Below are 24,433 nucleotides of genomic sequence, written 5' to 3'. Positions count from 1 at the left end.
CGTCATGGGAGGCGTCCAAAAACGCGTTTCCGTTGTGACCGTTGACACAGCCTAGCACCCACTGGTACAAAAGTGGAACCGGTTCCACTCCGGCCCTCGAATTCACATCCCGCGACAAAGAAGTTGCTCCACCCGTGCGGTGGAGGTGCTTCCCGGACGCGGAAACGCCAATCAGAGAGATCCCCATGAACCTTCACAAGCTCCTCAGCGACCGCGAGCGGCAGGGACGTCCCATCCGAGTGGGACTCATCGGAGCCGGCAGGTACGGCACCATGTACCTCGCCCAGGCGAACAACATCCCCGGGATCCATGTGGTGGCCATCGCCGACATCAACGTCAAGCGCGCCGAAGGAGCCTTCGAACTCGTCGGCTGGCCCAAGCACCAGATCGCACCGGACATCGCCACCGCCCTGCGTGACCGCAGCACAGCGATCATTGCGAACGCGGACGAGCTGTTCGACGTCGACATCGACGTCATCGTCGAAGCGACCGGCAACCCCATCGTGGGGGTGAAGCACGCGCTGCACGCCATCGACACCAGGAAACACATCATCATGGTGACCGTTGAGGCCGACGCCCTTGCCGGGCCGGCACTGGCCCGCCGTGCGGAGGCCGCCGGCGTGGTCTACTCCATGGCCTACGGGGACCAGCCGGCCCTGATCATGGAACTCGTGGACTGGGCACGGACCAGCGGCTTCGACGTTGTCTGCGCCGGCAAGGGCGCCAAGTACCTCGAGCACTACCACGAGATGAACCCGGACAACGTCTGGGAAAACTGGGAATTCTCGAAGGAACTCACCGACTCGGGGCAGTTGAACCCGTACATGCACACCTCGTTCCGGGACGGCACCAAGGCATCCATCGAGATGGCCGCCGTCGCCAACGGCGCCGGGCTGGTCCCGTCCGACAACGGGCTGAGCTTCACGCCGGGCGACGTCGAGCAGATCGCCACGGTCTGCCGGCCAAGCGATGTGGGCGGCGCCCTCGCCCATGAAGGCAGCGTCGACGTCATGTCCAGCGTCAACCGCGACGGCAGCTGGATCAGCCACAACACGCAGGAAGGCGTCTTCGTGGTGGTGAAGGCAACGAACGGATACGTTTCCGGCTGCTTCACTGAGTACCCCTGGCATCCGGACCCCACCGGCCAGTACGCGGCACTGTACCGCCCCTACCACTACGTCGGCCTGGAACTTAACGTCTCCATCGCCAACGCAGCCCTCCGCGGCATTGCCACCGGTTCGCCCGTGGGATTCTTCGGCGACGTGGTGGCCACGGCCAAGAAGGACCTCAAAGCCGGCGAGTTCCTCGACGGTGAAGGCGGCTACACCGTCTGGGGCAAGCTCGTGTCCGCCAGGCACTCCGTGGAAACCGGGGCACTGCCGGTAGCGCTGGCCCACCACGTAGAGCTGCGCAATGACATCGCCAAGGGCGCAACCGTGGGCTGGGACGACGTCATCATGGACGACTCCCTGGCCCAAGCCCTGGAACTGCGGCGCGAAACCGAAGCGCTCGTCACCGAATCCGCCCTCACCGCCTGACCTGCCCGCTTTGAACTGACTCCTTCCAACGAAGAAAGGCTTCACATGAACTCGAAATTCCGTGCCCTCACCGGAGCGCTGGCCTGCACCCTGGCCGCGTCACTCTTGGCCGGTTGCGCCTCCGGGGCTGCCGGCGGGACCGGCGGCGCAGCCCCGGCGAAGATCCAGCTGTCCATCCCGGATCCGATCGACTCGTCCGTTGGCGTTTCGGCCCAGCACTTTGCGGACCAGGTCAAGAAGACATCCAACGGGTCCGTCCAGGTCACCGTGGTTCCCAACGGCACGAGCTTCAGCGGCGACCAGAATGCGGCCGTGACCCGCCTGCAGGGTGGTTCCCTGGATGCCCTGATCCTGTCAACGTCGGTGTATGCGTCGGTGGTACCGGAGATGAACGGCATCAGCATCCCGTACCTGTTCAAGGACACCACCCAGGAGGCAGCTTTCCTCAACGGCAAGCCAGGCCAGGTCCTGAAGGACAAGCTGGCCCAGAAGGACACCGTTGCGCTGAGCTTCCTGACCAGGACCGGCCGGGTGATCACCAACTCGGTGCGTCCCATCCAGCAGCCGTCGGACCTGAAGGGAATGAAGATCCGTGTTCCCGGCAACCCGCTGTGGACGGACTACTTCGGATCGCTGGGAGCGAGTCCCACCACCATGGCCTTCTCCGAGGTCTTCACCGGCCTGCAGACCGGGACCATCAACGGGCAGGAAAACCCGATCGAGGTGCCCTGGACCAACAAGTTCTCCGAGGTGCAGAAATACGTGTCCCTGACCAACCACATCAATGACGCGTGGGTCCTGGCACTGTCATCGAAGAAGTGGGGCACACTCTCGGACGACCAAAAGAAGGCACTCACCGACGCCTCCACCGAGACGGCAACCTTCAAGACCGGCTATGACCAGGAGCAGTCCAAGAAGCAGCTGGATGACCTGAAGGCCAAGGGGATGCAGGCCAACGAGCTCAGCACCTCCGCCCTCGATGAATTCAAGACCGCGTCGAAGGGCCTCTACCCGAAGTTCTCCGAGCTGATCGGCAAGGACTTCTTCGACCAGGCGATCGCCTTCACCTCCTCCAACTAACCGCAAGCGGGTGCCGGGGCGGACCGCCCCGGCACCCATACGCCACATCCGCTCTCAACGTCGACAGTCTGGAACAACATGAAACCCACCCTCCCTCCCGAGGAACTTGAGGAGGTCCTCCCCTCTGACGCGGAGGAGATCCTGCACCACGGCCACGTCCCGCCGCGCTGGAGCGGCGCCGTGTGGTTCGACAAGGTCCTCGAAGGCGCCGTTGGCGCGGCGATCATCGCCGAGCTCCTGGTCATCCTGTTGAACATCATGGTCCGGCTGGTCAGCGGCGATTCCGTGCTTTGGACCCAGGAAGTGTCGGAGATCGCGCTCCTGACCATTGCCTTCATCGGTGGCGCGATCGCCTACCCCAAGGGTGCGCACATGTCCGTCCAGGCCCTCATCATGCGGCTGCCGGCCACCTGGAAGCCCTACCTTGCGGCCCTTGTCGACTGCCTGGTCTTCGTCATGAGCGCGGGATCGTTTGCCCTCTATGTCCCCACCCTGGTCCAGCAGATCGAAGAGAAGACCCCGATCCTGCAGCTGCCCGTGTTCTGGGTATCCCTTCCCTTCTCGGCGGGGATGGTACTCATCGCTTGGTTCGCCCTGGTCAAGCTGAAGCGGCAGGAGCGTCGCCCCGTGTTCGTGGCGGCCGGCATCACCGCCGTACTCATGGCCATGGTGGTCCTCAGCCAGCCGCTCTTCTACTACGCGTCCCCCAACCTCCTCCTCGGCGTCGTCCTTGCGGTGCTGTTCATCCTGCTGTTCCTGGGCCTTCCCATTGCCTTCGTCCTGGCCCTGGCCTCAGGGATCTACCTCTACCTCGGCGGCATCTCCGACGTCAGTGCCATCCCCATCGGCATGGCCTCCGGAGCCAAGGGCTTTGTCCTGCTCGCCATCCCGTTCTTCATCCTCGCCGGGACGGTCATGAACTCCGCCGGGCTGACGCTCCCCCTGGCCAAGCTCGTTGACGCCCTCATCGGGCACCTGCGCGGCGGCCTGCTCCAGGTGGTGGTGGTCACGATGTACATTTTCTCCGGCATCTCCGGCTCCAAGGTGGCAGACGTTGCCGCCGTCGGCACCACCATGCGGAACATGCTCGAAGAACGCAAATACCCCCGCGGCGAGGTGGTCGCGGTCCTGTCGGCCTCCGCCATCATGGGCGAGACCATCCCGCCGAGCATCGTGCTGCTGGTCCTTGGATCCATCACCACGATTTCCACCACCACCTTGTTCCTGGCAGGATTCCTGCCGGCGGCCTTCCTGGCCCTGGTGGTGATGGCGCTCGTGTTCGTCCGCGCCCGCAAACAGGGCGGCGTGGCCAGCCCCAAGGCAACGTGGCGGACCCGCGGAACAGCCACCTTCTTCGCGATTCCCACCCTGCTGCTTCCGGTGGGCATGGTGGCCGGGATCCTCAGCGGCTTCGCGACCCCCACCGAGGTGTCCTCGGTCGCCGTCGCGTACGCCTTCATCCTCGCCGCCGCCTACCGCCGCGGCAGCAAGCGACTGCTGGGTGACACGCTCCGGGAAACCACCACGACGGCGGGCATGGTGCTGTTCATCATCGCCGCGGCCTCGCCCCTGGCGCAGACCCTCGCCCTGGCAGGCGTCTCCCAGCAAATCCACGACCTGATGTCCAGCCTGGGTGATTCCCCGGTCCTCTTCATGCTCTTCACCGTCGTGCTGCTGATCATCATGGGCCAACTGCTCGAAGGCCTCCCTGCCGTCCTGATCTTCGCGCCCCTGCTGCTGCCCATCGCCACCAGCTTCGGCGTCAACCCGGTGCAGTACGCCATGGTGCTGATCATCTCGATGGGCATCGGCTCCTTCGCGCCGCCGGCCGGCGTCGGCTTCTATGTAGCCTGCGCAACCGGACACGAAACCGTGGAGAAGAGCCTCAAGCACTTCTGGCCCTACCTCATCGCCGTGTTCATCGGGCTGCTCGTCCTCGCGGCCGTGCCCTGGTTCAGCACCTTCCTCCCCGCCCTCGCCGGCCTCATCCCCTTCTAGAGAACATGGCCACGTTGACACTTCAGCAACAGCAGCGGCCCGCCACCCATCAGTCCGTGGCCCTCCTGGGCACCGGGCCGATGGGGGCGCCCATCGCGCGGAACATCCTGGCCGGCGGGGTCCCGCTGGCACTGTGGAACCGGACGCCGGACAAGGCCCGGGCCATTGCCGGTGGCAGCATTGCGGCCTCCCCCGCCGGTGCCGCCCGGGACATCGTCCTGACGGTCCTGCCGGACCTGCCTCACGTCCAGGCTCTGCTGCAGGGCGACGACGGGCTGCTGGCGGGGTGGCAGCGCGCCGGCACCGAACAACCCATCCTCGTGATCCACGGGACGGTCTCGCCCGTGGCCGTTGCGGCGTTCGGCGAGGAGTGCCGGCGGATCTGGGGGGTGACGGTTATCGATGCGCCGCTGAGCGGCGGCACCATCGGCGCCGAGGAAGGACGGCTCAGCATCATGGCCGGCGGTCCGCGGGACGCTTTCGAACAATGCGCACCGCTGTTCGGGCTGTACGGCGCCAAAGTGTCGTGGTTCGGGGAAACGGGCGCCGGATCAGTGGTCAAAGCCTGCAACCAGATAGTGGTTGCCGCCACGGTGACCTCGCTCGCCGAGGCCATGGCCCTGGCGGCGGCCTCGGGCCTGGACCTGGCGGACGTGCAGGCCGTCCTTGCCGGCGGCCTGGCCAACTCGGAGGTGCTGGCCCAGAAGGGGCAGCGCTTCATCGACCAGGATTTCGACGGCGGCGGCTCGGCAAAGAACCAGCTGAAAGACCTCAACTTCATCGCCGAAACGGCCGGGAATTCCGGCCTGGAACTCCCGCTGGCCGGCTGCCTGCAGAGCGTCTTCGAGACGATGGTCGCGGCAGGCGACGGCGACCTGGACCACACCGGGGTCTACCGGACGATCCAGGCTTAGCGTTCCGCCTGCCGGGGAATGGTCAGGGCGCGGAGCGCGAACCCGAGTCCGTGCTCTGCCCGGTGGTTGGAACGAAGGTCCAGTCGAAGGACCCGTCGCCGTGGAGTGTCAGCCGCAGGAACCCGTGGGTGTCGCTGAACCGTTTGGCGATGTACTTCGGCTTGCTGGTGAACGGCCGCAGATCGATGCCGCCGGTGGATACCTGGAATGCCGTCATCCCGTCATCAACGCACTTGTCCGCATTGTTCACCGGGCAGGACCGTTCGTAGTTGTGCTGGGACCCGGACAAGGTGAGCCGGACCCGGTACTTCCACATCACATCGATCCACGGCTTCTGGTCGGCGGCCCGCCCGTGCTCCGCCGTGTCAGAGGTGTAGTAGGGCTCGTGGTACACGACGGCGAGGTGCTTGCCGTCGTCCTTGGCCGCGCCGAGGTCCTTGTCCAGCCACGTTGTTGCGGCCGCTGCCGCTCCCTTGTCGTACCGCCACAGTGCGGACGACAGGAAGGCGACGTGCCAGGTGCCAAAGTCCTTTGAGTACGGCTCCCCGTTCGAAATGAAGCCGCGCTCCTGGTTGATTGCGGACTTTTCCGGCGCCCCGGGGCACTGGCCGTTCATGAAGTTGTCCAGGTCTTCGTTGCGGCCAGGTTCCCAGTCGTGGTTGGGGGCGGACACCCAGTACAACTTGGGCAGGGCACCACCCCACAGCGGCGTCCAGTACTTTACATAGCCATCGCAGTTGCCGGTGTCGTATTGAAAGTCCCCCAGCCCCAGGAATGCGTCGATCCCGTTGGTTTCCACCAGCTTGGCGATCGCCGCGCCGTTCCGGCCTGACGGGCTGCCGGGGTCCACGTCACCGGCGGGGTTCATGTCCCCCACGGCGGCAAGGTGGACGTCCGGTACCGGGGATGGTGGGGGGTTTGGCGGGCTGGTGCATCCCGCCACTACGAGGGCCAGCAGGACGGCGACGGCGGCGGCGACGGCGACAAGCGGTGGGGCGGGGATCGGGGTACTACGGTGCGGCACGCGTACCGGAGTCCGTGCTCGAACCCGAGGTGGGAACGAAGTTCCAGTCAAAGGACCCGTCGTCGCGGAGGGTCAACCGCAGGAACCCGTGAGTGTCGCTGAACCGCTTCTCGATGTAGGACGGGCTGCTGGTAAACGGGCGCAACCCAATACCTCCCGTGGAAACCTGGAACGCGGTCATCCCGTCCGGCACGCACTGGTCGGCGTTGTTCACCGGGCAGGACCGTTCGTAGTTATGCTGCGACCCGGACAGGGTCAGGCGTACCCGGTGTTTCCACATCACGTCAATCCACGGCTTGTGATCGGCGGACCGACCATGTGCCTCCGTGTCCGAGGTGAAGTAGGGCTCATGGTAGGCGACGGCCAGGTGCTTTCCCTCGGCCTGGGCAGCCGTGAGGTCCTTGTCCAGCCACCCCGTCAACGCCCAGGCCTGCTCCGTGTCGTAGGTCCAGGGCGCGGAGGACAGGAATACAAAATGCCAGTTCCCAAAATCCTTCGAGTACGGTTGCCCGTTGGCGATGAATCCACGTTCCTTATTGATCGCGGCTTTCTCAGGAGCTCCAGGGCACTGGCCGTTCATGAAGTTGTCCAGGTCTTCGTTGCGGCCGGGCTTCCAGTCGTGGTTGGGGCTGGACACCCAATACAGCTTGGACTTGGTGCCGCCCCACAGGCGCGTCCAGTACTTCACGTAGTCATCGCAGTGCGCGGAGTCGTACTGGAAGTCCCCCAGCCCCAGGAACGCATCAATCTCGTTGTTCTCCACCAGCTCGGCAATCGCGGCACCGTTCCGGCCGGAGGGAGTTTCGGCAGCACCTGTCCTGACGCCGTTCATGTCCCCCACGGCAGCGATCCGAATCTCACCAGCGCGGGGCCCGGACGACGCCGGTGCCGGCTCTTGGGCGCACCCGGCGGTGGAGGCTGCAAGGAGGATGCCGGCAATTGCGGCCACACGCCGGAAGGGTCTGCGGCGAGGGAACGCTGCCTTCATCCGATACCCCCTTCAAGGAGCCTGGCCGACGCCCGGCCAGCGAAGAACAGCCCGGCCGATCGGTACCTCTGATGGTCCTAAGGGCCGGACGGACTGTCAAGGGCAGGATGGGCGGCGCGGCTCGCCACGATCCCCGTCCAAGGGCTATTCGGCGATGTCCTCAGCCCACAGGTCCGGCTTGTCGGCCTGGAATGAGCGCATCATGTCCACGCAGCGCTGATCATCCAGGACCACCACCTCAACCCCGCGTGACCGCAGAAGCTCCAGTTCGCCGTCGAACGTCTGTGCTTCCCCCACCACCACGCGGGGGATCTTGAACTGGATGATGGTCCCTGCACACATGGCGCACGGGGCCAGGGTGGTGTAGAGCGTGGTGTCCCGGTAGCTCTTTTGCCGGCCGGCGGCGCGGAGCGCTGACATTTCCCCGTGCGCAATCGGATCGGCGTTTTGGACCCGTTCGTTGTGTCCGCTGGCGAACACCATGCCGCCCCTGGCGATGGAAGCACCAATGGGGATGCCGCCCTCGGCCAGGCTCTTTTGGGCGGCCTGGTAGGCGGCTTCGAATGCGGGAAGATCGGTGCTGTCCAGGGCCGGCGTGACGAATTCAGGCTGCTCGTGGGTCATGGCGTCATTCTTGCATGGGCTGTTCCCCGTCTGTGGGTTCACGCTTCGCGCAGCAGACACGGACCCCGCCTTTGGCGAGGTCCGTGTCCACCGGATAACCAATCCTTACTGCGCGGCTCCGGCGATGAAGTAGCCGGAGATGTCGGCGAGGAGGTCGGCGGTGCCCGGCGAGTTGTTCTGAAGGGTGATCCTGCCGTTGGTCCCCACCGGGACCGTGACGGAGTTCGGGATGGTCTCTCCGGCGACGAAGTTCACGTTGGACGTCACCGGGATGGTGGTGCCGGAGGCGTAGGCGATGATGTGGCCGGCGGCCTGGGGCCGGGTCACGGTGAGGTTGAAGACGACGGCCGAGACGTTCGAGGGAACACCCGCGGCCCCCTCGGCCTGGAAGGACACCGCGGAGAACGCGCCCACCGGGGCGGTGGTACGGGTATCCAGGAGCCGGGCCGGGGCAACCGGCACGAACGCCCCCGGAACAGTAGCGGTTCCGGCGATGTAGTAGCCGGCGATGTCGGCGATGAGGTCGGCGGTGCCCGGTGAGTTGTTCTGAAGGGTGATCCTGCCGTTGGTCCCCACCGGGACGGTGACGGAGTTCGGGATGGTCTGCCCGGCGACGAAGTTCACGTTGGACGTCACCGGGATGGTGGTGCCGGAGGCGTAGGCGATGATGTGGCCGTTGGCCTGGGGCCGGGTCACGGTGAGGTTGAAGACGATGGCCGAGACATTCGAGGGGACCCCTGCAGTTCCCGCGGCCTGGAAGGATACCGAGGAGAACGCGCCCACCGGGGCGGTGTTACGGGTATCCAGGAGCCGGGTCGGGGCAACGGGCACGAACGTCCCTGGAACGGTCGGGCTCCCGGCGATGTAGTAGCCGGAGATGTCGGCGATGAGGTCGGCGGTGCCCGGTGAGTTGTTCTGAAGGGTGATCCTGCCGTTGGTCCCCACCGGGACGGTGACGGAGTTCGGGATGGTCTGCCCGGCGTTGAAGTTCACGTTGGACGTCACCGGGATGGTGGTGCCGGAGGCGTAGGCGATGATGTGGCCGTTGGCTTGGGGCCGGTCCACGGTGAGGTTGAAGACGATGGCCGAGACATTCGAGGGGACCCCTGCAGTTCCCGCGGCCTTGAAGGATACCGAGGAGAACGCGCCCACCGGGGCGGTGTTACGGGTATCCAGGAGCCGGGCCGGGGCAACCGGCACGAACGCCCCCGGAACGGTGGGCACAGGAGCAACACCGAGCGGCCTGTCGGCGAACCAGTAGCGTTTGGCGATGTGGTCGCTGGCCAGCACAACCAGGCCGGACTTGCTGGTGACGGGCTGCTTGCTGCTGGTGACGTTATTCATGTTGGGCGAGGCCGGGTCCTGGATGACGGGGGTACCGCGGCCGGATGCGAAGACCGGGTTGTCCATGGAGGCGGTTTTTTCGTAAATGCTGCCGGCTGCTCCGGAGAACGCGCAGCCGGTGGCGGATGTGGCTGGTGCTGTCTGGAACGCGTGCACCAGGTTGTTTTCAGGGTCCAGTACGATCTGCGGTCGCGTCGTGCAGTCGCCGGTGGTGGAAATCGTCGACTTTGTAAAGGCGCCCGTGCCTGGCTTGAAGACGAGCAACAGAAGTTGCGGAAGCGTGGGGTCGGAGGAGACGGTGTCCAGGCTGGTCTTGACCGCCGCGAAAACCCGCCCCGCGGAATCGGCTTGGAGCGCCTTGATGTTGAGGTGGTCATCGGCCTGTCCGTTGCCCTTGATGGCCGTTTGGACATTCCACGACGATGATGCTGTTGGAGCGGTTCCGTCTGTATGCGTTGCCCACCACACGGTTCCGGTGACTTGATCGCTCCACATCACCCCGATCTTCTTGGCCCCGTAGGCCACGACGGCTGAGATGTCATCCGGTGCCGGGTGCGGATTGGAAACCGGCAGGACGAAAGGCTTGGACCAGCTGGTTCCCGCCGCGTTGGTGTTGTTCACGTAGACGGTGTTGGTGTAACCGGAGGTCGCATTACCGCCCACTTGCGTCCAGGTGGCCCAGATGGCGCCTGTGCTGTCCTCATCGATCGTCATCGACTCGCTGCTGTTGTTGGTGATGACGGACGGGAACCCACTGTCCAGTGTGTATTTCCCCGCGGCATAGCTATACCGGTAAAGGTAGGCGGGCTGCCCGGACAAGGAGGGCTGGGGCGCCACTTCGGTGGACAGCGTGACAACGTGGGAGGCGATGTACAAATGGCTGCCGTCCCACAGCGTGTCCGACAGGGTGCTGGGACGGCTGTCATTGAGCAGCCCGGTATCCACCCACGTCTCAGTGCCACGGTCCAGCCGGTAGATATGCCAGCCGCTGCCGGACTTCCACATGTCCGCCCACCAGGCACCGTCATTCCACCACAGCTTGCTCTGCGGTTTGTCCGACGTCGGAGGATTTGCCACGGTGGAATAGCTGATACTCGGATGCCCGTAAGCGGTGTCAGCCACCGCAAGGCCCGAAGTAGCAAGGACACTCCCGGCCAGTACAGCAGCCAAGGCCAGTAACTGGGCCAACCATCTAACAGAACGCTTCATCGTCATCTCTCCCGGACTGATCGGATCATGCAACGCCGCACCCCTTGAGGCAGGGCATGGCACCAGCTCTCATCCGGTCACGCTCCGGGCTCAAACCCCCCAGCGCCAGTCAGCCATCAGCCGCGGCCGGTCAGCAGAGCCTATATTCCGGTCCAAAACCCGTCACCAGTAGCAGGTACTCGACTCTGAACAGCAGGTACCCCTGCTATCCAGCAGATTCCCGATTATGTACCTGCTGAGGCCGCTGATTTGGGTACCGCCCGGGTCCGGAGCCACGCCTGGGACGGCTGGGCTCCGCTTGGCTGGCCCGCGCGCGCAACGATCCCGTCTGCGGGCCAGCAGCGCCTGATGGAACGACGACGGCGTGACTACCTTCCGCCGTCGGCCTTGGTGAGAGTGAAGATCCCGTAGCGCATGGCACCGGTGCGGTAGGCGAGGATCAGGCGCGGGATGCTGAGGACGAAGACGCGGTTGCGGGCGCGAAGGGCCAGCCGGCGCATCTCGGGATCCACGAGCAGGGCCTTCACCAGCCGGCGAGCGCAGATCGGCCAGGTGCGGGCGACCCGGCGGCTGACATCCTCATAGCCGGTGACCTCAAAGCCGGCCGTCGTCGCCATCGCCTCGTACTCTTCGCGCGTGCCCATCGAGGGGAGGCGTCCCTCGCGGCAGATCGGCTCGAGCAGATGGCGGATTTTCCAACGGCCCGCATCGGTCTCGGCGAGCCACGCGCAGATGACGAACCGGCCGCCGGGCGCCAGCACGCGGTGCGCCTCGGCGAAGAACCTGGGCTTGTCCACCATGTGCTCGCTCGACTCGACGGCCCACGCGGCATCGGCCGAGGCGTCGGCCAGCCCGTTGGCGAGCCAGTCGCGGACTTCGATGTTCACCCCCGGTACGGGGTGCGCGGCGGCATAGTGGGCCTGCTCGGCGGACAGCGTGAAGCCGGTGACGCGGACCCCACGCGTCACCGCGAGCCGCCGTGCGGTGGAGCCATAGCCGCAGCCGATGTCCACGCACACCTCGCCCGGCATGAGTCCCAACCGGTCGCCCACCGTATCCACCAGCGCCTCGACCGCCTCGGCAGGTGTCTCGCGGCCCGTCGTCCACAGCCCGTGATGGACATGCTCGCCCCACACCCGGCGGTAGATGGGATCCAGTTCGTCGTAGTGATCCGCCACCGCCACGGCGTCCTGGGAGATATCGGGGACGATCACGCCCCGACCCTACAACGGCGCATCAGAGCGAAGGAAGGGTCAACAACCTGTTGCCCCGACCACCCTGCAGGCGTTCACCCTCCCGTGGGCCCAGTCAGTCCCGATGGCGCCTACGGAGTCGGTGGTGGATTCGATCTTGGTACGGATGTCCGAGTTGGTGCCGCCGGGGTTGGCGCTGCGGGCGAGCGCGGCAACAGCGGCGACAATCGGTGAGGCCATCGAGGTGCCGCTGCCAATGTCGTACCCCTGGGAACGGTTGTACTCCCGGGCGAGAACGAACTTGTGGTTGGGGAAGGTGGAGTAGACGCTGACCCCCGGCGCGGCAACATCCACCCACGCGCCATAGGTGGAGAACGACGCCTTCTTATCATTGTTGTCCGTTGCCCCCACAGCAATGACGTTCGGGTAGGCTCCCGGGTAATTCATGCTGGTGTTCCCACCATTGCCCGCTGCGGCAACGAGCACCACGCCCGCGTTCCAGGCGTTGTTCACCGCGGTTTCCAGGGTGGCTGACGCGCCCACCGCCAGGCTCATGTTGATGACCTGCGCGCCATTTTTGACGGCCCAGTTGATGCCGTTCGCAAGGCCTGAGCTGGACCCTGCCCCGGCGTCGCTGAGGATTTTTCCAGCAAGGATGCTGCATCCCGGGCATACGCCGGCCACGCCGATACCGTTGTTCGCAGTGGCAGCGACGATCCCGGCGACGTGGGTTCCGTGGCCGTAGTTGTCATCGTTGCTTCTGGACGTGGTGTAGTTGACCCGTGCCACCACCTTCGGGGTGATGTCGGGGTTGTCCAGGGCGACGCCGGAATCGAGGACAGCCACCTTGATCCCCGTGCCGGTGGTGACGGTCCAAGCTTCGACGGCGTCCACGTCGGCGTCCGTGGTGCCCGCGGGAACCGTCACCGTGCCGTCCGTGTTCGTGAACGACTGGCCTGTGTTTTGCAGGGCGTACTGCCGGGGAAAGTAGGTGTCGTCCGAGGCCGGAGTGACCACATAGTCCGGTTCGGCGTACTCCACGACAGGGTTCCGGCCCAGCGCTTCGACGAGCTGCAGCTCCTTCCCTGCCGGGACGGTAATCAGGTGCGCGCCGGTGCTGCCCACATCGGGCCCATCGGTAAGTCCGTGCGCGCGGAGGACACCCGCGGCCCCGGCACTCTCGCGGAACTTGACCAGGATCTGCCCCACCGTGATGGCCGGGCCGGGTGCGGCGTTGCCTGGGACCACCGCGCCCAGCAGGCTGCCAATGACCAGGAGAAGGGTGGCGAAGCTCGCCAGCACAAGCTTTTTCATGGGGTTATCTTCCGCGCCCACGGGCCGGGTGGATAGGGGGAAAGGCCCCTTGATATGTTTCCGGCAACCCCGGGCAGTGGTCAGAAGGAAGGGGACGGACAACGGCGGAACATGCGTCCCGCCGTCGGCCTTCCACCGCCCCCCACCAGTGCGTCGTTGACACGCTGGGGTAAAGGTTGTCGGGGGTGTCGCTTAGAGTAAAAGCCGACGACGTGACGCACCAAACACGGGACCCCAATGGACTTCTACTCCATCAATTCCCTGCGGGAGAACCATGCAGGCTGGTCACTGCTCCGTGCCCAGAATGCGCCGCTGGCACTGACGTTTTTCATGGCCGCGTTCACGGGTCCGAACCAGCGCAACCTGGGCCGGCAGGAGTTGATCGATGTCCTGGATGACGTGCTGTTCGGCCTCCGCGACAGCGAAGGCGAGGACAGGTTTCCCCGTCCCGCAGGCGAATACCTTGATGACTGGGCGGCCGACGACCGCCAATGGCTGAGGAAGTACTACGTCCCCGGCGAGGACGAACCCCATTACGATCTCACGGCGGCTGCGGAGGACGTGGTCCGCTGGGTGGAGAACCTGCGCGGGCGGGACTTCGTCGCAACCCAATCCAGGCTCACCAGCATCTTCGCGGTCCTAAAACAGCTGGTGCAGCAGTCCGAGACGGACCCGGAGGTGCGGCTCGCAGAGCTGCAGCGCCAGCGGGACGGGATCGACGCCGAGATGCAACGGATCCGCGATGGCAACATCCGAGTTATGACCGGCCCGGAAGCATTGGACCACTTCCAGCAGCTCACGGCCCTGGCAAAGGACCTGCTTTCCGACTTCCGTGAGGTGGAGCAGAACTTCAGGAAACTGGACCGCCAGGTCCGCGAACAGATCGCCACGTGGGACGGCACGCAGGGTGAACTGCTGGAGTCGATTTTCGACAACCAGCAGGACATCAGCAGTTCCCTCCAGGGCCGCACGTTCCAGGGGTTCTGGGACTACCTGATGTCGCCCCAGCTCCGCACCGAGCTGCAGGACCTGCTTCAGCGCGCCACCCGGATCGAAGCCCTGGCCAACGCGGACAGCCTGAACGCGCTGGCAAACCTCCACCAGGACTGGCTTCCCGCCGTTGAACAGACCCAGGCCACCGTCCGGCAGCTTTCCCAACAGATGCGCAGGCTCCTGGACGACAAGGTGTTCCTGGAGAACAAACGCATCATGCAGCTGATCCGCCGCATCGAGTCCGGTGCGCTGGGCACCCGGGAGGCGCCGCCGTCGGGCGCCTTTATGGAGGTTGACGCGCCCTCCGTGGACGTGGTGCTGCCCTTCGAACGGCCCCTCTATGAGCCCAGCCGTAAGGTGCTGGTGGACGACGCCGTGGAAACGGCCGACGACGCCGACGTGGACGCATCGGCCCTGTTCGGCCAGTTCTTCGTGGACAAGGAACGCCTGCGGGCTAACATCGATGCCATCCTGGCCGAGGCGGAGCAAACCACCCTCGCCGAAATCACGGCAGCGTACCCTCTTTCCCAGGGCCTGGCGGAAGTGGTGGCGTACTACCAGCTGGCCACCGAATCGGACTGGGCCACCATCAACCCTGAGCAGTCCCAGCAGCTGTCCTGGCAGCTGCCGGACGGTTCCATCCGCGAAGCCACCATCGAACAGATCATCTTCGGAAGGCCGGCATGAAAACCCCAGCCACAGCTGAAACCCGCACGCCCGAGGAGCTTCCCGCCGTCGTCACCCGGCTGTTCAAGGGCGTGCTGTACGCGGAAAACGATGAGAAGCTGTGGCAGTCCCTGCTCGGGCTGACCTCACACGTGCGGGACTACGTCTCGGTGCTGGGCCTGGACCTCGTCCTGGACGAATCCGAGGGCTACGCGTTCCTGCGGTCCAAGGATGATCCGGACGGCACGCTCCCCCGGCTCATCGCCCGCCGCACCCTGACCTTCAATGTCAGCCTGCTGCTGGCGCTGCTCCGCCGGCGCATGATGGAGTTTGACATCAACAGCAGCGAGGTCCGGCTCATCATGAGCGAGCAGGAAATCGCGGACATGGTCTCGGTGTTCCTGCCCGAATCCAGCAACGAGGCCCGGGTCCTGGACCGGCTGGGGGCTGACATCAAGAAAGTGGTGGAGCTCGGCTTCCTGCGCAAGCTCAGGGGGCAGACGGACACGTACGAGGTGGCCCGGATCCTGAAGGCGTATGTGGATGCGCAGTGGCTGGAAGAGTTCGACGCACGGCTGGATGACTACCGCCGGACGCTCGCCGGTGAACCGCCCGCCTCTCCCGAGCAGGCCAGGGCAACCGACGCCGCACGCACAATTGGGGAGGACCAGTGACCGCGGATTTGGGCACGGACTTGCAGGAGAGCCTGTTCAGTCTGGATGAAACAGCTGCCGACGGCGGGACTCCCCCGGGCTTCCGGCTGCACCGCCTGGAGCTGCTCAACTGGGGCACCTTCCACCAGGGGGTGCGCACGTTCCGGCTGGACGGGGCCAACAGCCTGCTCACCGGCGACATCGGTTCGGGGAAGTCCACGGTGGTGGATGCGATCACCACGTTGCTGCTTCCGGCGCACAAAATCGAGTACAACAAGGCCGCGGGGGCGCAGAAGAAGGAACGCTCCCTGATGTCGTACGTCCGGGGCTTCCACAAGAGTGCCCGGAGCGCCGGTGGAGAGTACTCCAAGCCGGTACCTTTGCGCGCCACCGGCCAGCTGACTGTGGTGCTGGGCGTTTTCCACAACGCCGTGCTCGGCAAGTGGGTCACGCTGGGCATCACGTTGTGGGCTACCCAGGAGGCGGGGCAGCCCAACCGGTTCTACTCGCTCGCGGAAGCGGACCAGACGATTGCAGCGGACTTCAGCAATTTTGGCCAGGACCCTCTGAAGCTAAAGAAGAAGCTGCGTGCGGCCGGCGTATCGGTTCACGACGCCTTCGAACCGTACTCCGCAGCTTTCAAGCGCCAGTTCGGGATCAGCGGTAACCAGGCCATGGAGCTGTTCCACCGCACGGTGTCCATGAAGCAGGTGGAGAACATCACCTCGTTCGTCCGCGGCAACATGCTGGAGGAGGACGACGTCGCCGTCCGGATCACTAACCTGATCCACCACTTCGACGACCTGAAGAAAGCCCACGACGCCGTCCTCCGGGCCAAGGACCAGATCGCCCTGCTGACACCCATCAAGGAAGGCGCCGCCCTCCATGCCGGGCTGACCGCCGACGACGAGCGGGCCCGGAAACAGCGTGACCAGCTGCATCCGTGGTTCACGGACCGGAAACTGCAGCTGAGCCTGGAGCACCAGGCCGAGCTGGAGCGCACCGGCGTGCGGCTGCAGGAGGACTGGACTCGGCTGAACGGCGAAGTCAAGCAGCTGCGCCGGGACCTGGCCGGAGTGGATGAGGACATCCGCACCAACGGCGGCGGACGTCTCGCAGCAATCGACGCCGAACTTGCTGCTTTGGCCGCCAAGTCCGCCGAGCAGCGGCAGCGGTTCGAGGCCTACTCGGATGCAGCCGCGGAGCTTGGCCTGCAGGCCCCGGAGGACCGTGTCCTGTTCGACGCAAACCGGGCGGGGCTCGCCGGGGTGGAACAGGACCTGACCGTCCAATCCGAGGCGCTGCACGAAGAGCGCACCACGCTGTCCATCCAGCAGGCAGGGCTCAATACCAGGTCCGGGGAGATCAAAGCCGAGCTCACCAGCCTGCAGGCCCGCCGCAACCTGATCCCCCTACCCCAGCTGGACATCCGCCGTCGGCTCTGCGAAGGCACCGGGATCACGGACAGCGACCTGCCGTTCGTGGGCGAGCTGCTCAAGGTCCGCGAGGGCGAAGCCGCGTGGGAGGGCGCCGCGGAACGGACCCTCCACGGGTTCGCCCTCTCGCTCCTGGTCCCCGCGGAGCACTACGCCGCGGTCAGCAGCTGGGTGGACGCAAACAACCTGCGGGGCCGGCTGGTGTACCTGAGAATCGGGGAGTCCTACGCGCCCGGGGCCGCCGAGCCGGGCACGCTGGCGGCGAAGATCGCCATCAAGCAGGGCACCCCGTTCAGGGACTTCCTGCAGGACGAGCTCAGCAGCCGGTTCGATTACTTCTGCTGCGAGAACCTGGCTGATTTCCGCCGCTACCCGAAGGCGCTGACACCCAACGGCCAACTCAAAGGCGGGCGGGGCCGGCATGAGAAGGACGACCGCAAGGACCTGGCCGACCGGCGCAACTACGTGCTGGGATGGGACAACCACGACAAGGTTGCCGGGTTCCGCGCCGACCTGGACGAGGTACAGGGCACGCTGAAGGTCGTGGCCGGGCAGCTGGAGCGCGTCAACATCAAGCTGGGGTCGCTGGGCCGGCACAACCAGCAGCTCGGCACCGTCCGTTCCGTCACGGAGTTCGGCGAGATCAGCTGGCAGGTTACGGCCCGCAGTATCGAGGACCTGAAGGCGGAGAAGCGGGCCTTGGAAACCGCCAGCGACGTCCTGCAGCAGCTCATGGCCAAACAGTCCCAGCTGGCGCAGGAGCTGGAGCGGCTGGAGGAGAAAGCCGGGAAGCTGCAACAGCGGCTGGGCGCCAATGAGAAGGATGCCCGGGACATCGCCGAGGCAATTGAGGAGTGCCGGGCCATCCTGGTTGACACGCCGGTGACTGACGACGCGGGGGTGCTGGCCGACGTCGGACGCCTCACCGACGCAGCACTCGGGGACAAACCGCTCACGTACAAGAACACTGCCGCCCTGGAAAGCACTGTGCGGAACGGGTTGACGGACACCATCGACGCGTTGTCCAAGAGGATCGCCCGTGCAGCGGAGAGCACCGTCACCAAGATGGCGGATTTCCGCAACAAGTACACGAACGAAACCACCGACGTCGACGCCTCGCTGGAAGCCGCGGCAGACTACAACCGGCTGCTGGAGCAGCTGATAGGCAATGACCTGCCCCGGTTCGAGAACCAGTTCAAGGACCTGCTGAACCAGAACACCATCCGCGAGGTGGTGGCGTTCAATGCGTTCCTGGACAGCCGGCGGCAGAACATCATTGACCGGATCGGCGAGATCAACCAGTCCCTGGCCGGTATTCCGTACAACACGGGCCGGCACATCCAGCTGGAGCACCAGGCCACGGCGGACCAGGACGTGCGCGAGTTCGGCAGCGACCTGCGGGCGTGCTCTGAGGGGACCATCGGCGGGACGGACCAATACTCCGAGCAGAAATATCTGCAGGTGGAGCGGCTGATCGACAGGTTCCGGGGCCGGGAAGGACTGACGGACCTCGACCGGAAATGGACGGCGAAGGTGACCGACGTGCGGAACTGGTTCACGTTCTCGGCGTCGGAGAAGTGGACGGAGACCGGCGAGGAATACGAGCACTTCACGGATTCTGGCGGCAAGTCCGGCGGCCAGAAGGAGAAGCTGGCATACACCATCCTTGCGGCGGCCCTGGCGTTCCAGTTCGGGCTGGGGTCCGGCAAGGGAGCGGGCAGGAACGCCGGCAACGGCAGGAGCTTCCGGTTCGTGGTGATTGACGAGGCGTTCGGCCGCGGCTCGGACGAGTCCGCCCGCTATGGGTTGGAGCTGTTCCAGCGGATGAAGCTGCAGCTGCTGATCGTCACTCCCCTGCAGAAGATCCACGTCATCGAGCCGTTCGTCTCGCACGTGGGCTTCGTGGCGAACATCAACGGTGACGATTCCCAGCTGCGCAACATGACCATCCAGGAGTACCGCGAGGAGAAGGACCGGCGTGGCCACTAAGGCGTGGACCACGCTGGCGGACCTGAGGGCGCTGTCGCTGAAGGCGTGGAGCAGCGGTTCGCTCCTCCGGGAGCTGCTGGAGCCCAGCGGATTTTACCCGCGCCGTCGTCCGTTGAAGCGTCCGACGGCGGCAGAACTGCTCAGCGATTACGCGGCGGTCCGTGCGTGGGCAGGTGAGCTTTTTTCCGGGGCAGGTGCCTACTCATTGGAAACGGTAGAGACCGGACGGCGGACTGTGGGGACCAATTCCCTTCCCGCCGCCGCTGTATTTGCCACGGTTGAGGACGAGATCGGCTTTATTGGTAAGGCGCGGGAGGCCGGCGACTTCCGGTCCCTGACCGAGGGCCTGGCCGGACTGGATCCCCAGCTGGTGGACTGGGCAGCGAGGCGGCCGATGAAGCTCCTCGAACTTGGCCCGGCGGCCGTTACTGCGGCGCGCGTAGCGTTGTGGCTGCGGGACAACCCGGCGCCGGCCATCTTCGTCCGCCAGTTGGGCCTGCCCGGGGTGCACACGAAGTTCATCGAGCGGCACCGGCAGGTTGTTGACCAAATGCTGGCCACCGTCGAGCCTTCTTCCCGCGACTTGGAAATGTCCGCGGGTGCCGGCGAGCTGGAGTCCTCGAATCATGATGCGGGGCTCGAAGACAGCGCAGGAAGGACGCCTGCGGCGAGATTCGCCCGCCGGCACGGGTTCCTGCACCCTCCGGAGCTCGTGAGGTTTCGGCTGTTGGATCCTGACATTGACCAGTTTGGTGGGGCACGGGACATCACCTTGACTGCCGAAGCGTTCCGCGGGTTGCGGCTGCCGGTGGATACCGTCATCGCAACGGAGAATCAGGTCAATTTCCTGGCGCTTCCCGACCGTCCAGGGACGCTGGCACTTTTTGGGGGCGGGTATGGATTCTCTTCCCTGCGGGACGCCGCCTGGCTCCGTGACTGCCGGGTCCTCTACTGGGGCGACATTGACACCCACGGCTTCCGGATCCTCGACCAGCTCCGCGCCGCCCATCCGCACGTGGAGAGTGTACTGATGGATGAGAGAACCCTGCTTGCACACAGGGATGCTTGGGGTAAGGAAGGATCGCCCTCGCGGGCGGCGCTTGCGAGGCTGACGGCGGCAGAAGCGGCGCTGTACGAATCACTGAGGAACAGCACCTATGGCTCGAATGTTCGCCTGGAGCAGGAACTGATCAACTGGTGGTGGGCGCTCCGAGAACTGGGGGCTTGAGTCCTGCTCGCCGGCAGCAGGATTGGCTGGGAAGGACAACACATTCGTGGCATCTCCGTGGCCATTACGCACCGCGACCAACACCACTTGTCCAACAAACGAGTGCTACTGGTAGAAGAAACAAGTACAACTTGTCTTAGGCTGGAATCCCCCGAGAAACCAACCGAAGAGCGAGGCAAAACGTGCACCAGGACGCCGCCCGGTTCCTGTCCCAGCCGGTGGCGGCCCATCCCGGCTCGCCGCTGCGTGTGGCGGTGTACTCGCGCATCGCCGAGGCCATCCGCAACGGCCTCCTCACCCCTGGCTCCATGATCCCCACCGAAACGGAACTCGGCGCGGACATGAAGGTCAGCCGCACGGTGGTCCGCGAAGCCCTCATGCTCCTGGAGGAGGACGGCCTGATCAGGGCGCGGCGCGGCGTCGGACGCTTCGTCTCGGACACGCTCCCCCGCATCGGCATCGAACGCATCCGCCCCTTCGAGGAAGTCCTCGCCGGCCCCGGGCAGACCCTGGAGGTCAAGCGCACCCAGGCCATCCGCCAGGCCGCGTCCGAGTTCGTCGCCCCCGGCATCGGCGTGGAGCCTGGCACGGAATGCTGGCTCTGGGAGTCGGTCCTGATCCGCGACGGCGAGGCGATCGCCCACCTGCAGGAGAACGTCACCGCCCAGCCGGTCAGCTTCGACAAGAGCGCCCCGGCGCCCCTGGAAATAGCGGACGACGGCGGCGCCACCTTGCTTGCCACGCTCAACACCCTGCTGGGCCGGCTGGCCGGGCCGGGTGAGTGCCAAATCAGCCTCAGCCAGGTGGGCCCCAGCCGCGCGAAGCTGCTGGACCTCCGCGCGTCGGACCCGGTGCTGGTGTTGACGCAGTACGTGCGGCACGCCAACCGGCCCTTCTACCTGGCCAAGTGCTTGGTGTCCGCGCGCGCCGGGCACCTGTCCGTGATGCAGCAGTTCCAGTCCTGAGGATCTTCCCTTTACGAAGCACTCCGCAACGGCACGTTCGGGCCCGCCGTCCGCCTTGAACAGGGACTGCTCAGCTGGGACTGGGCGTTGGAACGCCTCAGCCGTACCGCTGAGGTCCACCGATGAGTAGCCAATGATGAGCCGCGATCAGCGTGCCAGCCCGAGGAAGACCGCGAGCGACTGCTCGACAGCGACCATCGTTTCGGAATCAATCCGACCGATTCGCTGCCCCACGTTGGATCGGCGCACGGTGGTGAGCTTGTCGACCATGATCTGGCTGGCCCGCTCCAGGCCGTTCAACTGGCCGGGTTCCACCGTGAGCCTCAGCAAGGGAGCGTCCGTGAGGTGCGACGTCAGTGGAAGAAGAGTGACGGACTCTGATTCCGCGAAAAGGTCGTCCTGGATAATGAGCGCGGGACGCGGCTTTTGGGCATAGGTTCCGCCAGAGACGGTCCACAGCTCTCCGCGGTTCACTCCGGCCAATCTTCGGAGATCTGTTCAACAAAATCCTGATCGTCCGTTACACGGTCGGAGGCGGCGACAGCGCGGGCCTGGCGTTCTGCCTCACGCTTGAACTCGTCTGTGCGCGCATCCGGTACCCACATTTGAATCTGGCGAAACCCGCGCTCACGCATGGCTATCCGGTGCCTCGCTACACGGTCCCTAACGCTCATGGCATCAACGTTACATGTAACGCCCTGCCCTGTCAGCGGTCTGGGCAAGACAGGTCATGCGGTGAGCGGGGATTTGTGTACGGGCCGCCAAAGGTGAGCGCGCGTTTGAGCGATGACCGCCGGAAGGTGAGCGGGCGTCTAGATCAGCTCGGGCACCGGGGAGAGCTTGAGCAGCGTGTCCACCAGATGCGGGGCGAAGTCCTCCTCGAGCGAGAGGATTACGCGACAGCGGGCGCCCTTCACCTCCGGGTACCCCGCGTACAGCCCGCGCATGTCGCACACGGTCTGCCCGCGGCCGGGCCCGTCGGAGGTGTCGACGACGGCACGCACCACGGGTGCCAGCGCAGGCTTGACAGCGCCAACAGCGAGCGCCGCCGCCAGCGGATCGTGCATGGCGGAGCAGGGCCGGCCGTAGATGCCCTCGTAGAACCGGAAGTAGTAGCCCAGCATCTCCCCCAGCGCCCGCGGCACAGCCCCCGCAGAAGAAAGAAGAACCTGCCGGTGCGACTCCTCCAGCACCGACGCCATGGTCACGTCCAGCGGCACCAGGGTCACGTCCCAGTCGGCGGCCAGCACCAGGTCGGCGGCCTCGGGGTCGTGCCAGAAGTTAGCCTCGGCCACGGGCGTGATATTCCCCGGCGCCAGCGCGGCCCCACCCATGATGGTCACGGACTCCACCAAGGAGGGCAGCAAGGGATCCAGTTCCAGAGCCTGGGCGATGTTGGTCAGCGGCCCGATCGCCACCACGCGCAACTCCTCCGGGTACTCCCGCGCCAGCCGCACCAGCATCTCCGCCGCGGACTCGGCAGCCAGCGAAGCTCCGGAAGCAGGCAGCTCAACCTCGCCTACTCCGTTGGACCCGTGAACCCACGGCGCCCCGCCATGGAAGGACGCGGCCAGCGGATCGTGAGCGCCCAGCGCCACCGGAATATCGGCGGCGCCGGCAAGCGCCAGCAGGTCCAGAGTATTCCGCGCCCCAACCGCGGCACTGACGTTCCCGCTGACCGTCCCGATGCCCACCACGGAGGCAAGCGGAGAGGCGAGCAGGTAGGCCAGGGCGAGGGCGTCGTCGATGCCGGTGTCGCAGTCCAGGTAAACGGGGGCAGTCACAATAGGTTCCTTCAAGTCAGGTAGAGGGGTTAGACCGTCTCGCCCTTGGGGGCGGCGACGAAGAGGCTGACGATGAACGCGGCGGCGGTGATGCCCACCGAGATCCAGAGCGCGGTGGCGTAGCCCGCAGAAGTACCGAAGGCGGCGAACGGCGCCACGAGCACGACGCCGAGGCTCGCCCCGATCCCGAACGACGCACCGTTGATGCCGGGCAGCGCCGCCGGGGCCTCCTTGGGTGAAAGCAGCACCGAGAGGCCGTTGATCGCGGTCAGGAAGAAGCCGTTGTACAAGATGCCCAGGCAGGCAACGGCAATCAACACAGCAACAGGCGAAGTGGAAAACACAGCGGCCACCACGACACACACCAGGCTCAGCGAGGTCCCGAGCCGCAAGATGCCGATCCACCCGCGCCGGCCCGCCAGCCACCCGGCCAAAGGCGCGGCGAAGACGCCGATCAGCGCGGCGGGGGTGAGGAACAGCAAGGCCGAGATGGAGGCGGAAAGCCCGAAGCCGCCGTCGTGATCCTGGCTTAGCAGCACCACGGTGAAGTTGATGACCGCGAAGATGCCGGCCAGGGTGAGGACGGTGGTGGCGATGACCGGCCACACCTGGCGGGAGCGCAGGTGGTGCACGGCGATGAGCGGGTGGCTGCGGCGCTTCTCGATGAACCAGAATCCCGCAAAGGCCAAAACAGTGCCGGCCAGCAGGGCCAGAGCGGTGGGTGACGTCCAGCCGGCGACCGACCCGTCGGACACGAAGTACGTCAGGAACACCAGGAACAGCGAGAGCGAGCCGGCGCCCCACCAGTCCATGGCGCCGCGCACCCCAACAGGCCGCCCGGCGGGCACCAGACGAAAGATGCACAGAGCGGCGATGGCGGTGAGGACCAGCACGACGACGAAGATGGACCGGAAGCCGAGTGTCTCGGCCATGAGCCCGCCCGCGTAGCCGTCCACGCCGCCCACTCCCCCGTTGATGGCGGCGATGATGCCCACGGAGGTGCCGAAGACCTTGGCCTGCAGGTTCTCGCTGAGCACGATGTAGGCGAGCGCGAACACGGCGCTGGAGACGCCCTGCAGGAACCGGCCGGTGACGAGCAGCGGCAGGGTGGGCGCGGCGATGCAGAGGATGGTGCCGGCGCCCATGATGCCCAGGACCAGCAGCAGCGAGGCGCGGCGGCCGATGAAGTCGCTCCACCGGCCGATCACGGGCCCGGCGATGGCGCCGGCCAGGAAGAACATGGACTGGACGGGGGCGGCGCTGTCCGCGCTTTCGCCGAAGCTCGCGGCGATCTGCGGCAGCGCTGGGGTGACCATGCTGGCGTTCAGCTGGAAGGACAGCACGCCCAGCAGCAGGGTGGAGATCAGCAGGGCGGCGCGGCGGCCGGAGAGCCTGGTGGCGTCGTCGTCGGGGATGACGACGGCGGCGCCTCCTTGGGCGGGAGGCGCGGCTGCGGCGGGGGTCGGGGTGTTCACATCAAACTCCTTTGTTCG

19 protein-coding genes are annotated in these 24,433 nt (G+C 65.7%); 9 read left to right on the top strand and 10 right to left on the bottom strand.

Annotated elements, in window-relative coordinates; all coding sequences use genetic code 11:
- Positions 1 to 185: 185 nt before the first annotated feature.
- The 4 genes from ACFVVC_RS18540 (at position 186) to ACFVVC_RS18525 (ending at position 5,530) form a co-directional block, all read left to right on the top strand.
- Complete coding sequence (locus tag ACFVVC_RS18540) at positions 186 to 1,538, top strand: NAD(P)H-dependent oxidoreductase (RefSeq protein WP_387456559.1); 1,353 nt, start codon at positions 186 to 188, stop codon at positions 1,536 to 1,538.
- Positions 1,539 to 1,583: 45 nt separating this feature from the next.
- The gene (locus ACFVVC_RS18535; protein ID WP_387456557.1) at positions 1,584 to 2,618 is read left to right on the top strand and encodes a DctP family TRAP transporter solute-binding subunit; all 1,035 of its coding nucleotides are present in this window, start codon (positions 1,584 to 1,586) and stop codon (positions 2,616 to 2,618) included.
- Between the two features lie 78 nt (positions 2,619 to 2,696).
- The gene (locus tag ACFVVC_RS18530) at positions 2,697 to 4,616 is read left to right on the top strand and encodes a TRAP transporter large permease subunit (RefSeq protein WP_387456554.1); all 1,920 of its coding nucleotides are present in this window, start codon (positions 2,697 to 2,699) and stop codon (positions 4,614 to 4,616) included.
- Between the two features lie 14 nt (positions 4,617 to 4,630).
- Entirely contained in the window at positions 4,631 to 5,530 is a 900-nt protein-coding gene (locus ACFVVC_RS18525) for an NAD(P)-dependent oxidoreductase (RefSeq protein ID WP_387456551.1), read from the top strand.
- 22 nt (positions 5,531 to 5,552) lie between these two features.
- Here the strand turns inward: ACFVVC_RS18525 and ACFVVC_RS18520 are convergent, their stop codons facing one another.
- From ACFVVC_RS18520 to ACFVVC_RS18495, 6 genes are all read right to left on the bottom strand, one after another.
- Positions 5,553 to 6,554, bottom strand: a complete 1,002-nt coding sequence (locus tag ACFVVC_RS18520) for a hypothetical protein (protein WP_387456548.1) — start codon at positions 6,552 to 6,554, stop codon at positions 5,553 to 5,555.
- Complete coding sequence (locus tag ACFVVC_RS18515; RefSeq protein WP_387456545.1) at positions 6,541 to 7,503, bottom strand: hypothetical protein; 963 nt, start codon at positions 7,501 to 7,503, stop codon at positions 6,541 to 6,543. Before ACFVVC_RS18515 ends, ACFVVC_RS18520 begins: the two co-directional genes overlap by 14 nt.
- Positions 7,504 to 7,686: 183 nt before the next feature.
- Entirely contained in the window at positions 7,687 to 8,166 is a 480-nt protein-coding gene (locus ACFVVC_RS18510) for a nucleoside deaminase (protein WP_387456543.1), read from the bottom strand.
- Positions 8,167 to 8,271: 105 nt separating this feature from the next.
- A complete protein-coding gene (locus ACFVVC_RS18505; RefSeq protein WP_387456541.1) occupies positions 8,272 to 10,587 on the bottom strand; it encodes a hypothetical protein in 2,316 nt (771 codons plus the stop codon).
- 500 nt (positions 10,588 to 11,087) lie between these two features.
- Positions 11,088 to 11,933: a class I SAM-dependent methyltransferase gene (locus ACFVVC_RS18500; RefSeq protein ID WP_387456538.1), complete on the bottom strand. Its 846-nt coding sequence runs from the start codon at positions 11,931 to 11,933 to the stop codon at positions 11,088 to 11,090.
- Between the two features lie 39 nt (positions 11,934 to 11,972).
- The gene (locus ACFVVC_RS18495; protein WP_387456535.1) at positions 11,973 to 13,226 is read right to left on the bottom strand and encodes a S8 family serine peptidase; all 1,254 of its coding nucleotides are present in this window, start codon (positions 13,224 to 13,226) and stop codon (positions 11,973 to 11,975) included.
- Positions 13,227 to 13,463: 237 nt separating this feature from the next.
- Between ACFVVC_RS18495 and ACFVVC_RS18490 the strand changes: the two genes are divergently transcribed.
- From ACFVVC_RS18490 to ACFVVC_RS18470, 5 genes are all read left to right on the top strand, one after another.
- Positions 13,464 to 14,906 carry a DUF3375 domain-containing protein gene (locus ACFVVC_RS18490; protein WP_387456532.1) on the top strand — a complete coding sequence of 481 codons (1,443 nt, stop codon included), beginning with the start codon at positions 13,464 to 13,466 and terminating at the stop codon, positions 14,904 to 14,906.
- Positions 14,903 to 15,559 (top strand): DUF4194 domain-containing protein, encoded by a 657-nt coding sequence (locus tag ACFVVC_RS18485; protein WP_387456529.1) that lies wholly within the window; start codon positions 14,903 to 14,905, stop codon positions 15,557 to 15,559. The genes ACFVVC_RS18490 and ACFVVC_RS18485 overlap by 4 nt, the downstream gene beginning before the upstream one ends.
- Positions 15,556 to 18,963: an ATP-binding protein gene (locus tag ACFVVC_RS18480; protein ID WP_387456527.1), complete on the top strand. Its 3,408-nt coding sequence runs from the start codon at positions 15,556 to 15,558 to the stop codon at positions 18,961 to 18,963. The genes ACFVVC_RS18485 and ACFVVC_RS18480 overlap by 4 nt, the downstream gene beginning before the upstream one ends.
- Entirely contained in the window at positions 18,953 to 20,191 is a 1,239-nt protein-coding gene (locus ACFVVC_RS18475) for a Wadjet anti-phage system protein JetD domain-containing protein (protein WP_387456524.1), read from the top strand. Before ACFVVC_RS18480 ends, ACFVVC_RS18475 begins: the two co-directional genes overlap by 11 nt.
- A 182-nt stretch (positions 20,192 to 20,373) precedes the next feature.
- Positions 20,374 to 21,156 carry a GntR family transcriptional regulator gene (locus tag ACFVVC_RS18470; RefSeq protein WP_387456521.1) on the top strand — a complete coding sequence of 261 codons (783 nt, stop codon included), beginning with the start codon at positions 20,374 to 20,376 and terminating at the stop codon, positions 21,154 to 21,156.
- 147 nt (positions 21,157 to 21,303) lie between these two features.
- Here ACFVVC_RS18470 and ACFVVC_RS18465 read toward each other — a convergent pair whose 3' ends face one another.
- The 4 genes from ACFVVC_RS18465 to ACFVVC_RS18450 form a co-directional block, all read right to left on the bottom strand.
- On the bottom strand, positions 21,304 to 21,630 hold the full coding sequence (locus ACFVVC_RS18465) for a type II toxin-antitoxin system PemK/MazF family toxin (protein ID WP_387456518.1): 327 nt from the start codon (positions 21,628 to 21,630) through the stop codon (positions 21,304 to 21,306).
- A complete protein-coding gene (locus ACFVVC_RS18460) occupies positions 21,627 to 21,830 on the bottom strand; it encodes an antitoxin MazE-like protein (RefSeq protein WP_285249261.1) in 204 nt (67 codons plus the stop codon). The genes ACFVVC_RS18465 and ACFVVC_RS18460 overlap by 4 nt, the downstream gene beginning before the upstream one ends.
- A 138-nt stretch (positions 21,831 to 21,968) precedes the next feature.
- Positions 21,969 to 22,940, bottom strand: coding sequence for a nucleoside hydrolase (locus ACFVVC_RS18455; protein WP_387456515.1), 972 nt, complete (start codon positions 22,938 to 22,940; stop codon positions 21,969 to 21,971).
- Between the two features lie 29 nt (positions 22,941 to 22,969).
- The gene (locus ACFVVC_RS18450; RefSeq protein WP_387456512.1) at positions 22,970 to 24,415 is read right to left on the bottom strand and encodes an MFS transporter; all 1,446 of its coding nucleotides are present in this window, start codon (positions 24,413 to 24,415) and stop codon (positions 22,970 to 22,972) included.
- Positions 24,416 to 24,433 lie beyond the last annotated feature (18 nt).

It is taken from the genome of Pseudarthrobacter sp. NPDC058196 (genome assembly GCF_042882685.1).
Taxonomy (GTDB): domain Bacteria; phylum Actinomycetota; class Actinomycetes; order Actinomycetales; family Micrococcaceae; genus Arthrobacter.
The sequence above is the reverse complement of the archived record's forward strand: the minus strand, read 5'-3'. Positions and strand labels throughout refer to the sequence as shown.

Bases quoted from the DNA above. Each gene is read 5' to 3' on its own strand.
- ACFVVC_RS18540 (WP_387456559.1), top strand. From the start codon at position 186: ATGAACCTTCACAAGCTCCTCAGCGACCGCGAGCGGCAGGGACGTCCC.
- ACFVVC_RS18535 (WP_387456557.1), top strand. From the start codon at position 1,584: ATGAACTCGAAATTCCGTGCCCTCACCGGAGCGCTGGCCTGCACCCTG.
- ACFVVC_RS18530 (WP_387456554.1), top strand. From the start codon at position 2,697: ATGAAACCCACCCTCCCTCCCGAGGAACTTGAGGAGGTCCTCCCCTCT.
- ACFVVC_RS18510 (WP_387456543.1), bottom strand. From the start codon at position 8,166: ATGACCCACGAGCAGCCTGAATTCGTCACGCCGGCCCTGGACAGCACC.
- ACFVVC_RS18495 (WP_387456535.1), bottom strand. From the start codon at position 13,226: ATGAAAAAGCTTGTGCTGGCGAGCTTCGCCACCCTTCTCCTGGTCATT.
- ACFVVC_RS18490 (WP_387456532.1), top strand. From the start codon at position 13,464: ATGGACTTCTACTCCATCAATTCCCTGCGGGAGAACCATGCAGGCTGG.
- ACFVVC_RS18485 (WP_387456529.1), top strand. From the start codon at position 14,903: ATGAAAACCCCAGCCACAGCTGAAACCCGCACGCCCGAGGAGCTTCCC.
- ACFVVC_RS18460 (WP_285249261.1), bottom strand. From the start codon at position 21,830: ATGAGCGTTAGGGACCGTGTAGCGAGGCACCGGATAGCCATGCGTGAG.